We start from the raw sequence: 16,620 nt of genomic DNA on the forward strand, positions 1-16,620 counted from the left end.
CGGTTGTTACAGTCAGGCGGTAGCTTTGCTTGCCCCTGGATCTGGCACCTTTTTCCCGCGCTCGTGCGGTATCAACTCTAGAATCGCGTCCTCTATGGGGTCGTCCAGCAGCATGACTGAGTCCAGCTCGTAGGCGTTCAGCAGTTGCCAGGGCAGTGCAGCGCCCTGGCGTGGCAATATTCCGTTGGCGCGCGCCACATAGCCTGATTGCAGGGCGCCCATCATTGAATCAGTTTGCCGGTTATTACCACGATCAGCGGCCTGGGCTACGGCCAGTCCGCTGGCCTTTAAGTGATTCAGCAGGCGACAGATATAAGCTGCCGCCAGATCGGCTTTCAATGTCCAGGGCGCGTTGGTGTAGCCGAATACCCACGCCATATTGGGTACGTTTTCAAGCAGTACTCCTTTGTAGGTCATACGTTGGCTGATGTCGCATGGCTTACGGTCTATTGTCAGCTGGGTACCACCGAGCACTTGTAGTTGCAGGCCGGTTGCCGTTATGACGATATCCGCCTTAAGCTCCTGCCCCGAGGCCAGACGTATTCCATCCTCGGTAAATGTGCTGATTTGATCGGTGACAACCGATGCCTTGCCGCTGTTGATAGCGGCAAACAAGTCTGCATCGGGCACTGCACACAGCCGCTGATCCCAGGGCATATAGTCAGGGGTAAAGTCGCGCATCAGACTTTGATCATGGAGCTTGTCACTCACGCCCTTGAGTAAAAACCGGCGGGTCTTATCTGGCCAACGTTTAGCAGCTTTGTAAATCCAGCGTTGAATGGCAATGTTGCGACGTCTAGCTAATCGGTAGGCCCAGCTTTTTGGCATTAGGTGGCTGAGTACCGCGGTCAAGGTATCTTGCGCGGGAACGGACATGATGTAGGAGGGCGAGCGTTGCAGCATGGTGATATGAGCAACCTCTTGAGCCATAGCTGGGACCAGGGTTACCGCCGTTGCGCCACTGCCAATGACCACCACCCGCTTGCCGCGATAATCAAGATCTTCTGGCCAGTGCTGTGGGTGAATACAGCGTCCCTTAAATGTATCAACCCCCGGAAACTGGGGCAGGTAGCCCTGTTTGTGATCGTAATAACCGGTGCAACTGATCAGAAAGTCGCAACTGAACAGGTGTCTTGCACCCTTGCTATCGAGCGTGCTGACAGTCCAGCTCTGTGTCTTGGAATCCCAGTTGGCGTGCTGCGTCTCCTGACCAAAGCTGATGTGCGGCAGGACGCCATGCTCCTTGGCGGTATCGGTAATGTACTGGCGGATGGCTGGGCCGTCAGCCAGTGTGCGCAGTGCATTCCAGGGACGGAAAGCGTAGCCAAAGCTGAACATATCGGAGTCTGAGCGAATGCCGGGGTAGCGGAACAGGTCCCAGGTGCCGCCGATAGCGTCTCGGCGCTCAAGTATCAGATAACTGTGCTCAGGGCATTCGCGGGAGAGGTGGCAAGCAGTACCGATGCCGGACAGGCCAGCACCGATGATGATCACATCATGATGTTCCATAGTCATCGCAGCCTTCTGTTTTTGTTTTTTGGCTTAGATGACTATAGATGCTGCCCGTAGGTTTTGCTGCGTACAGACGTTCACGGCTATTGAATAAACAACGGTGTGTTTAGCCGTTACCGCATAGCAGTCCATGATTAGCGCAATCCCGACACCATGACGCCGGTCCTGTCTATCGATGCAGCTCTACCGAAGCCCGGCGAGGCGCAAGAGTAGCAACCAGCAGACTGACCAGGGTGGAGGCGAGTAGCGCGCCAACGAAGGGGCCTAAGCTAGGTACACCGCCGGGAAAGCTGGCAATGAGAATGCCTTGACTCAGGCTTGCGCTGGCGACCCAGCCGGGCAGAACTGCACCGATCAAACCTGCAACAGAGCCGGCTATGGCAGCCAGGGGTGTCATCCGCGACCACAGTCCCAGCAGGACAGGGACTACCGCAGTCGCGCACAACAGGTCAGCTATCAGAAACAATCGCAATACCGAGATGCCCTGCAGGGCAATCAGCACAACCGGCACCATCAGCACCACGGTAAACCAGCGTGCAGCGACGATAGAAAGTCCTTTCTTTTCGGTCACGGCTAACGAAGCGATGGCGTTCTGCAAGGTATCGACCGACGAGGCAACCAGGCTTAACGCCAGCAGTAGCGCCAGCAGGCTTAGCCAAGCCGGTGCGTCGCTGAGCATAGCGAAGAAGGGGATTGGGGGTGAGCCGATATCAGCGCCACTCATAACCGTCAGTATGGCCATGCCGCCGACCAGCGCCACCACCAGAACCGTGGTGATACCGCCCAGCAGTGCGCCCTTACCCAGAGCGCTCGCATCTTCTGCCGCCCAGACGCGTTGCCAATAGCCCTGATGAAACAGATTGGCTGCGGTCACCGCGATCACCAGTGTTAGTGCCACACCCAGTGCTGCGTCTGCTGGAATGCCCGGCATAGGCGCGCTGGTATCAATGTGCGGTAAACGCTGTAGCGCGACATAGCCTACAACCAGCAGCAGGCCAAGCAGCATCCACGCCTGCCAGCGGTCCGTCATCAGGCTCGCGCGCAGTCCGCCCCAAACGGTATAAACCAGGGTCGCCAGGGCAACGCCGACAATCACCAGCGCCGGGTTGATATCGGAGAGCATGCCGGTGATGGCGCCGATTGCAGTTAGTTCGGCAATTAGAAAGCAGCTCATATACAACAGCGAGATTAAAGCGACCCAGCGACGCACGCCGCCGCCGAAGCAGGCCTGAGCGAACTCGCCTATGCTTCTACCTTCAGGCAGTGCACGGCGGATAGCGGGTCCACAAAAGGCAAGTACGATAAAGGGCAGGGCGGCGCCGACAGCGTAGCCTGCCAATGCCACCGGGCCGACCAGTGCGCCCACTTCTGGCGGGGCAAACAGAATCCAGCCGCCCATGCCAGATGCCAGAAATGACAGCCCCAGTGCTTGAGCGCCCTGACTGTTACGTGCGGTAATGTAGTCGTCCAGCCCGGTGTCGGGTTGGCGGGCCCTGAGGCCAATCCATATAAATAACAACAAGGCAGCCGTTACGGCAGCCAGACTCAGATACGACATGTCGCGCTTCCTCCGCCGGTATTATCCGGATCAGGTTCCAGGGTTTGGTTGGTCAGTTGACCAACGGGTTCTCAGCTAAAGCAGGCCGTGGCTCTGCTTGAACTCCCCTGGCGACGAGTTGAATTGTTATGGGGCTTACAGCGGCAATATGATGTCATACATCGACTTGTCAGCGTAGGTTGATGGCTATTTAATATTTCCTTGGGGTTGGCGTGGTCTTTCGCCGATAATGGCCTTATGTGCCGAGGCTCGGTAGCAACAACTGAATAACGGCTTTCAGCAGCACAGCACGTAAGCAGGTAGCTATATGCCAGACACTAAAGCGCAGGATCAGCAGTCAAAAACCGTAAGCCAGCGTGCCTTTGAGACCGTTCTCGATAGTATTGATGCGGCGATCTATGTAGCTGATATGCAAAGCTACGATCTGCTCTTTTTAAACGCCTACAGCAGAAAACGTTGGGGTGAAGCCAATAATCGCAAATGCTGGCAGGTGCTGCAGCAGGGGCAATCGGGGCCTTGCAGCTTTTGCACTAATGGCCGCCTGCTTGATAGCAATGGTGAACCCAGAGAGGTTCATATATGGGAGTTTCGCAACACGGTTACCCAGCGTTGGTATCAGTGTCGTGATCAAGCGATTTTGTGGCCTGACGGACGCTTGGTGCGCATCGAGATTGCCACGGATATAACCGAGCTGAAGGACATGCAGGCTGAGCTTGGTGCAGCCAAGTTGCGCGCTGAAGAACTGGCTTATCAGGATGAGCTTACTGGACTGAACAATCGCCGAGCTTTTGCTGCCTTGAGCCAACCGACTATTGATCAAGCCAGACGCTCGGGCCAGCCATTAGCGTTGATCGGATTTGATGCGGACCATTTCAAACAGGTCAACGATTGCTATGGGCATGCTGCTGGCGATCAGGTACTAAAGTCGCTCGCCGACACGGTACGTAGTCAGATACGCGCTGGCGATGTGCTGGCCCGTGTCGGCGGTGAAGAGTTCGCTCTGCTGCTCCCCGGCACCGATATTGCAGTGGCCTGCGATATGGCGGAACGACTGCGTAAGGCAGTTGAGGCGATGACCGTTGACTATGCAGGCAAGCTGATTAAGCTGACCTGCAGTTTTGGTGTGACGGCATCGAGCGACGGTAATGCCAGCCTTGAGCAGCTTATGCATTTTGCCGATAAAGCGACCTATATAGCAAAAGCTCGTCAGCGTAATTGTGTCGCGGTACTTACGCTTCCTGCGTGATAACCTTGAATTTTCACGATGGATTTTCGCTGATGCTGCCAGACTGCATTCAACTTATAGATAACCCCGCCGGCAAGACCTTTGTTGTTATAGATCACCCGCAAGTGTCAGCCAGGATCGCGCTGGAAGGGGCTCATCTTCTGCAATGCACGCCAAAGGGACAGCTGCCATTGCTGTGGGTCAGCCCCGATGATCCGCAGCTGCCGGGAAAATCACTGCGCGGCGGTATCCCGCTATGCTGGCCCTGGTTTGGTGGTGATCGCCCAGCGGCGGCACACGGCATAGCGCGGCGTGCCAAGTGGGTGCTTAGCACCGCCACGGAAGATAGCCAGGGTGTATATCTGCGCTTTGACCTGCCCGCCGCCTGTATCAGTGAACAGTTGCCGGGCGAGCCCTGGCAGGTGTATGTCGAGTTTCGTCTGGGCGCAGGCATTGATGGGCAGCTCACCACCACCAATGTGGGCGCGGAACCCATGAAGTTGAGTCAGGCATTACATACCTATTTGCCCGTTGGCAGTATTCACCAGGCGCGCATCAGCGGGCTGGATGCCTCGTGTTATATCGATGCGCTGGATGGCTGGACACACAAAACCCAAGCAGGCGATGTGCAGTTCAACGCAGAGCTGGATCGCATCTATTACGGTAATGGCGATAACCTGTACTTGCATGCAGGCGACAACTCGGTCGTGGTTGAGCGTCAAGGCAGTGAGTCAGTCGTGGTGTGGAACCCGTGGGTGGATAAAAGCCTGCGGTTAAGTGAGTTTCCTGCCGAAGGCTATCTGCGCATGCTTTGTATCGAGGCAGCTAACGCCGGGCCTGATGCTCGCGTGTTGCAGCCCGGTGAGCAGCATACCTTGGGTACGCGTATTCAACACGCAGACTAGCGAAGGCGGCGAGGCTACGAAGGCTCGGCTCAGGAGCGAACAAGGCCAAAACGATGCGCAGCACGCAAAATAAAAAGAAGGCGCCGGTAAGCAAAGAAGACAGCAGCACTGCACCTACTATCTCCTCTGGCAACCGCAAAAAGAGTCTGATTCTGCTGTTGGCGATATTAGTCTTGCTATTGGCTGCAGCGGCCTGGTGGGCTCAGCAGACACAGGTACAAAAGCCCAGTGTGCATCCTGCCATCATAGACATTCAACCTGCTGGCCAGTCTGCATTGGTCGCAGAGTTTGTTGGGATGGAAACCTGTGTGGGTTGTCATGCGGAGCAGGCTGAGCGCTTTACTAATTCGCACCATGATCTGGCGATGCAAAAAAGCACTGACACAAGCGTATTGGGTGACTTCAATGATGCGGTGTTTGAGTTCGGCGGCATAACGACGCGCTTTTCTCGCCGGGGCGCTGAATTCGTCATTAACACCGCTAATGAACAGGGTGAGTATCAGGATTACCTGGCTCGTTACACCTTCGGTATTTATCCCTTGCAGCAATACTTGCTGGAACTACCCGGCGGTCGCTATCAGGCGTTCAGCGTAGCCTGGGATGCGCGGTTAAAAGAGCAGGGCGGTCAGCGCTGGTTCCAGCTCAATCCTGAGTTTAATGGCGATGATTCGGACAAGGCCTTCCACTGGACCGGGCGCAACTTCAATTGGAATCTGACCTGTGCTGAATGCCATTCCACCAACCTGCAACGTAACTATGACCCAGTCCGTAATGCTTACAAGACTAGTTGGTCCGATATTGATGTAGCCTGTGAATCCTGCCACGGCCCAGGCTCGCTACATCTGCAGTGGGCAGCGGCGCCGCAACAACTGAGCGCTCAGCAAGTCAGCCAGAAAGGGCTGACGTTGAACTTTGATGAACGCCACAACGCCATCTGGCAGCACAACCCAGAAAGCGGCCGGCCAGAACGCAGCCTGGTCAAAACGACTGAAACCGAGATTCAAGTCTGCGCCGCTTGCCACTCTCGCCGCGCCCAACTCTTTGATGACAATACCCCCGCGCAGCAACTGGTCGAGAGCTTTCTGTTGGCCAACCTGGATGAAGGGCTTTATCACGCTGACGGCCAGATTCAGGATGAGGTATTCGTACACGGCTCTTTTGTGCAAAGCAAAATGTATGACGCTGGCGTGACCTGCAGCGACTGTCACGATCCTCACAGCCTGGAACTGCGCGCGCCCGGCAATGGCGTATGCCTGCAATGCCACCTATCCGCTGAATACCAAACACCCAAGCATCATTTTCATCAAGACGTTGCCGGTTCACAGTGTGTTGATTGTCATATGCCAGCGACCACTTATATGGGCGTCGATCCACGCCGTGACCACAGTTTGCGCATTCCGCGCCCTGACGAGACCCTGAGTCTTGGCGTGCCTAATGCCTGCAACGGTTGCCACCAGGAGCAGAGTGCACAATGGGCTGCGGATCAGGTCGAGCAATGGTATGGCCGTATACCACAAGGCTATCAAGACTATGCGCAAACCCTGCATGAGGCGCGCAACGGTAAGCAGCAGTCACCCGAGGCACTGTTAGCGCTGCTGAGTAACCAAACACAACCGATGATTGCCCGAGCGACCGCCGCCAGCTTATTGCAAGACTGGCCTGAGCCAGAGGTGCTGGACGATGTCCGCCTGGCTCTGGGCGATCCTGATCCACAGTTGAGGCTTGGTGCATTGCGTGCGCTGGCGGGGCGCGCACCCTTCATACGCTGGCAGTTGGCGGCGCCACTACTAACGGACCCCATTCGCACGGTTCGTCTTGGGGTGGTTGAGCAGCTGCTGGATATTACGCCAGAGCAGGTGCCAGCAGAGCAGCGAAGCGATCTACAAAATGCGCTGGATGAGTACGTTGCGGCACAACAAGCTAATGCAGATAGCCCCTCAGCACAGGTGAATCTCGCCCTGTATTATCAGGCACGCAACCAACTGGCGCTGGCAGAGCAGTCTTACGAGCGTGCTCTGCTGCTAGACCCATACTTTGAAGCTGCCTACGTGAATCTTGCGGATCTTTACCGCGGCTCGTTGCGCGACCCTGATGGTGAGCGCTTGTTAAAGGATGGGTTGCAGCGCTTGCCGAAGGCAGCGTCTTTGCATTTCAGTTTGGGGTTATTGCAGGTCCGACAGAAGCGCCTAGCGCAGGCGCTTGAACCTTTAGCCGATGCACTTGAGTTTTCGCCAACGACCGTACGCTACCGCTATGGTTACGCGGTAGCGCTTAACTCTATTGGGCGTCGCAAGGAAGCGCTTGACGTTGTTGATGTCGGCCTTGCGTTGACGCCCGGTAACCAGCAACTGGGCACCCTGAAATTACAGCTGCTTCAGGAAGGGGAGAATTAGCTATCAGCAGCAGAAGATCAGCCAGAAAGCTGATCAGGCCGCTGGTCCGCTATCACCTTGCAGTTCGCCAGCAGGCAGCCGATCGGCGCCCCAGCTTCGCTGTATATAGCCAATAATCTCATCCAGCTCGCCACGGGTGACGCTCGCCATCTCACCGTGCTCAAGAGGATCATAATGGAAGATATACAGACGTGAGAGAAACTGCTCGAAGGGTAGTGAGGCTTCCCCGAAGCGTTCGCCATTACCGGCAGTGCTCACGGTTAAACCGTCGCCCCAGTTCTGGCCGCTATCGTTGTTGGGATTGAAGAAGTAAACGCGCATCACATCCTTTGGGTCTAGCGTCACGCGCAAAATGGTAATCGCATGCCAGCCAATAAAGCGCGCAGCGCTATCAGTCACCGCGATACCTGCGGGCTGTGGATGGATCAGGGGCTGGTTGCCATTGTGAAAAGGGTGATAAGCCGCATAAAAGTGGCGTAAAAAATTCTCAAGATCAACTAACTTGCCCGTCGGCACATCAACATTCAGCCGAAACCCTCGGCCAGACCACCAGCCATGAAACTCCGGATTGACCCAGCGGTGCGGATCGCCTTCGCGGCCAATGCAACGCCGCCCCATCTCGGCATAAATACGGTCGAGGTGCGGTACGACAATCAGTGACACCGGATCGAGATCGATTGGCAGGCTGGTTGCGACACCCGACAGGCTTTCCTGGGAGGAGACCGGCTGACCTTCGAAGTGCATGATGATTTCGTTATCACGCGCGGCCCAAGTGACCATTTGCAGCATGTAGTCCGGGTCGTTGTAGGCCCACATGGACAGGGCGCGCGCCGACTGACAGGTCGGATTGTTGCCTTGACCCACGCCCAGCGGCAGGCCGAGCATGCAAAGTACGCCTTCAAGCAAGAAGGCCTCAGGCGTAGCCTGATCGCCAAACGCCATCGCTAGACGATCACGAGCGTAGGTGCTCAGCGGCAACCCTAGCTGTCGCCACATCGCCGGAGCCACGGGAGGTTGATACAGAATGCCGCGCTCCAGCATCAACGATAAACCGTAAATGGCCTGTGGCGTTGCCGGAAACACGCAGGCATCAATCAGACTGAGCGCCAACTCGCGATAGCACATCAGGCAATCGCGGCCGGTGGATGACAACCCTAAAGCCTCTGAAAGCAGATGCTCACCTTCGTTGAGCAGGTGTCTGACCAGGACCGTGTGGTAGGCAGACACCAGGCCGGTGTCGTGCATTGCCCGAGCGAAGCCGGTGGCCTCACTCTGCAATGCGGTGTTGTCCATATACTCAAGCCGTTCTTGATAGACCGCTACGCCGGGGTCTTCACGGCACGCATGGGTCGGGCCAAAAAGGCTGCTGACTAGACGATCCGCCCCTTGGCCGCTGGTGCCAAGATCGATATCAGGATTGGCTTGGCAGATGGCTATCTGCGTAATCATACGTCGCACAGAGCTGACTTGAATGGGCCGCTGCTGTTGAATACGCCAAATCTCATCAATCAGTTGATCAATGATGTATTCATAGCCAATACAACTTGCTAAATGTTCGAGAAGGTTGCGCGGTAGCGCTACCAGCTTGCCCTGCGTCTCGCGCTCAGCTTCGCTGGGCGGGCTGAATAACAGCACAAGGTTGCTGGCCAAAACCTGGGTGAGGAAATGATGCGCCTGTTCGGCACTAATGGTCGGGTGGGCGTAGTCCCCGCGCGAGACAGCCAGCAGTCGCAGCTGGCTGAATGCTTCGATCACCAGCGTGCTGGCATCCGGGCTGCGCAAGGTGAGGCCGGTCAGTGCCGGAACCAAGGTTTGTGGGCTATCCCAGTCTGAGCCCATAAAGACGCCTGCGGCCTCTATTATTTGGGCGCGAGCAGCGACGGCGGCACAGCCACCTTCTTGTAGCAGAGCACGACGCCCGGTATCAAATACCCGGTCGAGTTTGCCGATCTTGGCAAACGCAGGTGCACTTGCCATCGCCTGAACGGCGTCATCGAATCGCGACAACAACATTTGCAGCTTGCTGTCATCAACCTGATTCATGGTATCGCTGTTCACCACACACTTCCCCTTGCTCAAACTGTTGCGACCCATAATAGGGGGCCAGTCGTTGAAGTGCTACACGTAGAAGTCGAGTTCTTCCTGACGCTTTAGCAGGTCGTGCATCACCTGAGAGTCCTCACCGACAAAGTAGAGCAGACCCCAATGCGTGCCGAACGCCGTGCGCTTGGTTACCATTTCTTCCAGCGGAGTGGTTAACTCATGGGACTCGAAGTAAGGGTGATCTTCTGTCTCTTCAGGCATCTCCAGCTTGCTCACAACGCGGCGGCGTGGGTAAACACCAAAGCAGCCGGCGTAGCCAGTCGCGTCTTCAACTTCGCGCGGGAAGTAAGCCTTGACCTCTTCTTCAGTCGTTTTGGGATCAAATACCAGCATGGTTGCGTGATACGCATTGAAGCCCTTGTAAACGCGCTCAAGAAGCTCGAAAACCTTGAAGCCTGGCGGTCTGTAAGCGACCTCGCCGAAGTACATTTCACCATCGCTGGTAACAAAGTACTCGGGGTGAATCATGCCGAACTCGATATCAAAGGTCTTGATCAGCTTTTCGATCTGCTGGACGATTTGCGGGCGGTAGGCTTCCAGGCTAGGTGACGCAGGCACATGCACTGAATAACCCAGGCGCACGTACTCGGAAATGTTCAGGAAGCGAATCTTGCCGTTGTGAATCCATGCCTCTACCGCGAACTCCCAGCCGTCCAGGTGCGACTCCATCAGTGACGGAAACTCATCATCCGGAATGGCATCAACATCATCAGGCGTACGAATAACGCGGTGCCCAAGGCAGCCAGCCTTATCGAAGGCCTTGAAGTGGATTGGATCGTTCGGGTCACCGTCCAGCTTTAGCAGGGTCTGGTTGACGCGCTTGAGGAAGCGGATAACGTCCTCGCGGTCATGGGCTTCTTCAAAGATACCTACGCGGATGCCGCCCAGCTGCGCTCGACGCTTCATCAGCGATTTGTCACGCATCAGCATGGCTTGACCAAACAAACGAGGGTTGTCGAGCAGCACCGAGTTGATCGCACCAGCCCACTCTACGGTTTCTTCGAATAGCGGAATAGCAACATCGACACCCATGTCTTTCAGGGTTTGTGCAATTTCCACTGAGCGATCATTTAAACGCTCGAAGTTCCAGGGTAGATAGGGGATGTTATGGGTTTTGCAATACTCTTCCGCCCATTCAGGTGCCACAACAACATAGCGGCGGTCGAAGGTAGCTGCTGCTTCGACGGCATTGGGTGCCCAACCGAGTAGTGCAATGAAACCTTTAGTGGGATCCTTCTTCATATGTAGCCTCCTGAGAGCGTTTGAAGAGAAGATCTGGCTACGTCATTGGACATTACCAAGCCGGGCCAGATCGCTTATATATGTAACTACCATACATGGCTTGGAAGGCTGCGGCTAATCTGAGCGCTTAGTAACTACGGCGTTTTTTGTTGAAATCCCGATATGGAAGGTGATTTAAAGTTGTTTGAGTACAAAGCAAAAATGGGTGGGTATTCCGTTTCAGGGGCTACCCTCTACCGACGTGTGGGGCCTGCCATCGGCTGGCAATGAGCGCGTGCTGCTGGTAAAGCTGGCTCTTGATTCGAGCCAGCGGAGCTAGTTGATGTAAATGCTGCGTCTGCGAGCTGCAGCGGGCTTACTGACTGGCTTGCAGGCGGGCCTGACTGGCCTGTACGACGCGATTGGCCGGAACGCTAAGCTGAGCCAATAGATACCCTTTGAAGTCCGCACTGAACGGCTGGCGTTCGATGGCCTGCTGCATGCAGCCTAGCCAGGCATCTCGAGCCTGAGCATCTATCGGCCACTGAGCATGAAAGCCGGGAATGCTGATCGAGCCATAGCGCTCCTGATACAACCGCGGCCCGCCCAGCCAGCCAGACAGAAAACAGGTCAACTTGTCAGCAGACTGACTAAGATCGGATTTGTGCATGGCCCGGATCTTGGTTGCACCGCTCCAGGTGTCCATAATCTGATAGAAATCAGTCACTAACTGTTGAATTCCCGCCAGTTCGCCGGCCGCCTGATAAGAGGCGTCTGCTGTGCCAAACAGCGGCTTTGTAGTGTCGTTCATCTACGCTTTAACTCCTTCATCGCTACCTGCAGGGAAAGCCGACTGTGGCTGGACCAAAGACATCATCGTGCCTGGCGGCCTGCTGAGCAAGGTGGCACAGCGTCGCGCATGCGTTATCTGAGGCGCCGCCTTAGGTCGACACCTAATAGCGTAGTGACGTAGACCGCCACCAGGGGAACCAGCACGAAAATAATGCCTGTTCGCAGGTCGCTCAGATACCCCAGGTTGAGTGTGAGTGCGATCAGGTACCAGACATACGCGGCGTAAAGCACGAGAAATAGCCCGCCTTCCAACCGCGATAAACTTGCACCCACGAAGAACAGGGGCAAACACAGCAGCGCTACAGCCAACATCACCGGCATATCCAGCGATGCCATTTGCATATTGGCCAGCAAAGGCTCCGGCGAGACCAGACCTGACAACCCGAGTACGCAGAGAATATTGAATATATTGCTGCCAACTACGTTGCCGATAGCGATGTCGCGCTGGCCCTTCAGGGTAGCCACTACAGACGTCATGACCTCCGGCAGCGAGGTGCCGATAGCTACTATCGTGAGACCTATCACCGCATCGCTGACACCAAAGGACGAGGCTATCTGCACTGCGCTCTGCACCAGAAAACGCGCGCCCAACACCAGCAGGACCAAGCCAACAACCAGTAACGCGAGGTTTTGCCAGAGTGGCGCCTTCTGCTGCAAAAGCCCGGCGGTGTCTGCGTCAGCCGTCTCCAGACCCTGCTTGCGGCCCTGCAGGAACAGAAATCCGGTATAGGCGAGCAATCCGATAAACAGCAACGCCGCCTCCCATTTCACGATACTGCCGTCCCAGGCCATGGCCGTGGCCGCCGCGGACACCAGGATCATGATGGGAACGTCCTGCCGGATGAGTTGGGCCGACACAACCAGCGGAGAAATGAGCGCCGCTAGCCCGAGAATGCACAGGATATTGAATATGTTACTGCCGACCACATTGGCCACAGCCAATTCGGCCTGCCCTGACCAGGCAGACTTGACGCTGACCGCCAACTCAGGCGCGCTGGTACCAAAGGCCACTACCGTTAAGCCAACTACCAGTGCTGGCACGCCGAAACTCGCGGCCAGTCTGGCCGCACCTTTCACCAGTAGGTCGGCACCAAAAATCAACAGCACCAGGCCGACAATAAGCATTATCCAGGACATATCGAATTCCTCAGGGAATAGCGTTCAGTTGTTTTTGTATTTCTTCAGCCGTGGGCCGTAATTGCGCTAACCCCTTACGTTTCCGTCGTTGGCTAAGGTAGTACAGAATCGGGGAAGCGATGAAGATTGACGAACTGGTGCCGATCACGATGCCAAACAGCATAGGCAGAGCGAAACTGGCCACCGCAGCGCCACCGGCGATGCCCATCGGTAGCAAGGCGAGAAAACTGGTCACCGAGGTAAAGATGGTCCGCGTTAAGGTAGACGAGATGCTCTCGTTCAATAGCTGCAACATGGGTTTGTCCGGGGTGAGCCGCAGGTTCTCGCGAATACGGTCAAATACCACCACCTTGTCGTTGACAGAGTAGCCAATCAAGGCGAGCAGGGCAGCCACAGCGGTGAGGTTGAACTCGACGCCGGTGAGCGCAAAAAAACCAATGGTCTTGGTCAGGTCCAGTGCAATCGTCAAGGTAGCAGCCAGGGCAAAATGCGACTCGAAGCGCACCCAGAGGTAAAGCAGCATGCCGGCCCCGGCTGCAAGAATCGCCAGTATGGTGAGATCACTGAAGTCACCGCTGACCTTGGGGCCCACCATATCGACACGCGGAAATTCCGCTGTGGCCTGCAGCTGGGTTACCGCTGATTTGATCTCGTCGACCTGCGTGGCTGTCTGGCCTGACTGACCGGCTGGCGCTGCCAATCGAATCAAAAAGTGACCATCATCGCCAAATTCCTGAATGCTGGCCGCCCCCAGGCTTTGTGTTTCCAGCGACTGTCTCAGTTGATCAACCGTGACCGACTGAGCTTGCACTTCGATCACGGTACCGCCGGTAAAATCGACGCCATAGTGCAGCCCCGGCTGCACAAACAGGGCGATCGATGCAATCGACAGAAGCGCAGAGGCAGCCAGTCCAATAAATCGTCCGCGCAGAAAATCAATCCCACGCCCACTGGTTTTATCCAGCCAGGTGATACCGGATATTTTCAGCGGCTGGCGTTCTTTCCCCTTGATGCTTTTTTCCATCATCAGGCGCGTCACCGCAATGGCGGTAAACATTGAGGTTAGCAAGCCAATGCCGATGGTGACGGCAAACCCCTTTACCGGCCCGCTGCCAAACAGAAACAGCAAGCTAATGGCAATCAGGGTGGTCAGGTTGGAGTCCAAAATGGTGCTGTAGGCGCGATCAAAGCCTTCTTTAAGAGCCATGGCAGCCGACTTTCCGCGGCGCGCCTCTTCGCGAATCCGCTCGTTGATCAGGATATTGGCGTCCACCGCCATACCCACGGTCAGTATGATACCGGCAATGCCCGGTAGCGTGAGGGTGGCACCCAAAGCGCCAAGCACACCGAATACCAGCCCGATGTTGACCGATAGACCAATGCAGGCGATCAGGCCCCAGGTACCGTAGATACCCAGCATAAAGGCGATCACCATGGCTGCGCCGATGAGCCCCGTGGTTAGCCCCATGGCAATCGCATCGCTGCCCAGATCCGGGCCGACCGTGCGCTCCTCAATCACATGCAGCGGCACCGGCAAGGCGCCGGCGCGCAACAGCAGCGCCAGGTTGCTGGCCTCTTGAGTAGAAAAACTGCCGCTGATTTCGCCGCTGCCGCCGGCAATGACGCTGCGAATCACTGGCGCGGTAATCACCTTATTGTCGAGAACGATGGCCAGGGGCCGGCCGATGTTGTCCCGGGTTATCTCACCAAACAGCTTGGCTCCCTGGCTATCGAGCTTGAAGGTGACCACCGGCTGGCCAGTGTCGGGGCTGAAGGCCATCTGCGCATCACTGATACGCTCACCTGCCATGGCTACGCGGCGTTCGAGTCGGTAGCTCTGCTCGCCATTGGCACCGGCAACTATTTGGGTATCTGCGTTATTACCCGCGTCAGGCAGAGCCTGCCAGTGAAACAGCATCTTGGCCGTTGTGCCCAGCAGCGTGCGAATCTCGTGGGGATCGGCCACGCCTGGCATTTGCACCAGAATGCCGTCGTCACCCTGACGCGTAATACTTGGCTCAACCAGGCCGGTTTCATTCAGACGACGCCGCACGACTTCCAGGCTGCGCTCTACCGCATCCTTTGATAACGCCTGCTGCCATTGCTTGTTCAGGCGGATCAGTAATTGTCCGTCCTCGGCCTGAATATCGAAGCGCTGATGTCCGTCAACCTGGTTATGCGCGAGTTCTCTGGCGAGCTTCAGGGCCTGGGTCAATTGCGCGGGGTTATGAACTTTCAATGCCGCGTGCACACCGCTGAAGGAGGGGCTTTGGTAGGCGATAGCTGACTTGCGCATGGCGACAGTCAACTCACGGGAAAATGCTTCAAGCTGATCGGTAAACAGCGTCTGGGTATCGGCCTCCAGCAATAAATGCGAGCCGCCTTGCAGGTCGAGGCCAAGGGTAATGGTGTGCTGGGTATACCAGGCCGGCAGTCTGTTAGACACAGAGTTAGGTAACAGGCTGGGTAACGCGCTCAGCAGTCCGAGCGCAATCACCAAGCCGTAAGTCAGGGCTCGTGAACGTAGCGATTTCATGGGTAATACTCAAACTATAAATGAGAGTAGTTGTTGCGATAACAACCGGTGATAGCGTTGAGAATTACGCCACAGGAGGCGCGCGGAGCGGAGGTAAAAGATAGGCAGGGGCTAGCGGCGAGCTATCGCGCTGGCGGCTGTTTCGCGTGGAGGCATTATCGAACCTTGCCAATACAAGATCGAAGTTACTGGTTGTGGCCCAGTGCAGGCTTGGGCCTGGCTCAGGGGCACCGCTCCTGGAGGAGCTGTCCTTCTGAAGCTTTAACGATCCGCTGTGGGCAGCAACAACCAGTTGCTCTAGCTGACCAACAAAGCCGCGCTCGGCAGAGAAGGGCGCGACTGACTTCTGTTGGGCCATGGCAGACAGAAACAGCAGCATGAGCACCAGCAATGAGAGCTTCATCGCTGATAACGCGCGCTGTTGCAGGCTGAGAGGGGGGATTGCTGTAAGCATGGTTCTGTCTTGGCGGTGAAGCACGATTCTGCGTTGCGCCGGTGAATTAGTCAACGAGGTCACAGAGGGTGCCGCCAAACGGTTGTCAGCGCAGCACTAGCAGCTTCACGGATGAAAAGGCATGACACAGATCAAGGATTTGTCCGGTTTTGCCATAAAGCTGACGCGACACATGGTCGCAGCGCTGCGCAGGTTAAAAATAGTCGCGCCATCGGCGGAAAAAACAGGCTACAGCCCCAGTAAAAATGGGCATTCCGCCTGAGTTACCAGGTTGATAAAAAAACCAGCTTAGCTCGCAGATTTACGCTGCGAGCGAGTATAAACCCCTGTCCCAGCCAACCTGCGGGTTTGCAGTCTTCTTTGAAATATCTTGTAATATTTGCCTCCTGAGTCAGTGAGGCTGGTTTTCAGCCACATGGATTACTGACCTTGCCAAGTCATCAGCACTTGGCTGCAGGCCGATAGGTCCGCTGCTCGGCGATCTCTTCTTCGCTTCAGCAACCATCACCGGCAAGCGCCCGGCAGGACGGCGCCTAGCGCTACCCATGCTGACTAAAAAATACTCCAACAGCAGATGAATCGATTTCGCCATAGCGATAGTCGCACGTTCTCGCGCGGCTGTTCTGAGGCTCGATCCGTTCAAGCATCGCCCGACACACGCGGGAGATATATCGGCGCCGTCGTCCGGCTCGTGGCGTGGAGCCAGTTCATCCAACAAGGCCGC

At 56.1% G+C, this 16,620-nt stretch carries 12 protein-coding genes; 4 read left to right on the forward strand and 8 right to left on the reverse strand.

Annotated features, from left to right (window positions below; all coding sequences use genetic code 11):
• Nucleotides 1–12: 12 nt before the first annotated feature.
• Together EF096_RS08690 and EF096_RS08695 are read right to left on the reverse strand one after the other, a co-directional pair.
• On the reverse strand, nucleotides 13–1,515 hold the full coding sequence (locus tag EF096_RS08690) for a flavin-containing monooxygenase (protein ID WP_123889240.1): 1,503 nt from the start codon (nucleotides 1,513–1,515) through the stop codon (nucleotides 13–15).
• A gap of 166 nt (nucleotides 1,516–1,681) precedes the next feature.
• Nucleotides 1,682–3,070 (reverse strand): sodium:solute symporter family transporter, encoded by a 1,389-nt coding sequence (locus EF096_RS08695; RefSeq protein WP_123889241.1) that lies wholly within the window; start codon nucleotides 3,068–3,070, stop codon nucleotides 1,682–1,684.
• 307 nt (nucleotides 3,071–3,377) lie between these two features.
• Between EF096_RS08695 and EF096_RS08700 the strand changes: the two genes are divergently transcribed.
• Genes EF096_RS08700 through EF096_RS08710 form a run of 3 tightly spaced genes read left to right on the forward strand, consistent with a single transcriptional unit; the run spans nucleotide 3,378 to nucleotide 7,593 of the window.
• Complete coding sequence (locus EF096_RS08700; RefSeq protein ID WP_123889242.1) at nucleotides 3,378–4,316, forward strand: GGDEF domain-containing protein; 939 nt, start codon at nucleotides 3,378–3,380, stop codon at nucleotides 4,314–4,316.
• Nucleotides 4,317–4,348: 32 nt separating this feature from the next.
• Nucleotides 4,349–5,200 (forward strand): D-hexose-6-phosphate mutarotase, encoded by an 852-nt coding sequence (locus EF096_RS08705; protein WP_123889243.1) that lies wholly within the window; start codon nucleotides 4,349–4,351, stop codon nucleotides 5,198–5,200.
• A 53-nt stretch (nucleotides 5,201–5,253) separates the two neighbouring features.
• On the forward strand, nucleotides 5,254–7,593 hold the full coding sequence (locus EF096_RS08710) for an ammonia-forming cytochrome c nitrite reductase subunit c552 (protein ID WP_123889244.1): 2,340 nt from the start codon (nucleotides 5,254–5,256) through the stop codon (nucleotides 7,591–7,593).
• Nucleotides 7,594–7,626: 33 nt separating this feature from the next.
• Here EF096_RS08710 and EF096_RS08715 read toward each other — a convergent pair whose 3' ends face one another.
• From EF096_RS08715 to EF096_RS08740, 6 genes are all read right to left on the reverse strand, one after another.
• Nucleotides 7,627–9,636 carry a hypothetical protein gene (locus EF096_RS08715; RefSeq protein WP_123889320.1) on the reverse strand — a complete coding sequence of 670 codons (2,010 nt, stop codon included), beginning with the start codon at nucleotides 9,634–9,636 and terminating at the stop codon, nucleotides 7,627–7,629.
• A 75-nt stretch (nucleotides 9,637–9,711) separates the two neighbouring features.
• On the reverse strand, nucleotides 9,712–10,938 hold the full coding sequence (locus EF096_RS08720) for an ATP-grasp domain-containing protein (protein ID WP_123889245.1): 1,227 nt from the start codon (nucleotides 10,936–10,938) through the stop codon (nucleotides 9,712–9,714).
• Between the two features lie 355 nt (nucleotides 10,939–11,293).
• Entirely contained in the window at nucleotides 11,294–11,728 is a 435-nt protein-coding gene (locus EF096_RS08725) for a group II truncated hemoglobin (RefSeq protein WP_123889246.1), read from the reverse strand.
• 113 nt (nucleotides 11,729–11,841) lie between these two features.
• Entirely contained in the window at nucleotides 11,842–12,906 is a 1,065-nt protein-coding gene (locus EF096_RS08730; protein ID WP_123889247.1) for a calcium/sodium antiporter, read from the reverse strand.
• Between the two features lie 10 nt (nucleotides 12,907–12,916).
• Complete coding sequence (gene secD, locus EF096_RS08735; protein WP_123889248.1) at nucleotides 12,917–15,442, reverse strand: protein translocase subunit SecD; 2,526 nt, start codon at nucleotides 15,440–15,442, stop codon at nucleotides 12,917–12,919.
• Nucleotides 15,443–15,506: 64 nt separating this feature from the next.
• Nucleotides 15,507–15,896: a hypothetical protein gene (locus EF096_RS08740; RefSeq protein ID WP_123889249.1), complete on the reverse strand. Its 390-nt coding sequence runs from the start codon at nucleotides 15,894–15,896 to the stop codon at nucleotides 15,507–15,509.
• Nucleotides 15,897–16,017: 121 nt separating this feature from the next.
• Here EF096_RS08740 and EF096_RS20275 point away from each other — a divergent pair, with 121 nt between their 5' ends.
• Nucleotides 16,018–16,158, forward strand: coding sequence for a hypothetical protein (locus EF096_RS20275; protein WP_158611253.1), 141 nt, complete (start codon nucleotides 16,018–16,020; stop codon nucleotides 16,156–16,158).
• Nucleotides 16,159–16,620 lie beyond the last annotated feature (462 nt).

The sequence above is a fragment of the Pseudomonas neustonica genome, from assembly GCF_003797945.1.
In the GTDB taxonomy this organism is placed as follows: Bacteria; Pseudomonadota; Gammaproteobacteria; order Pseudomonadales; family Pseudomonadaceae; genus Halopseudomonas; species Halopseudomonas neustonica.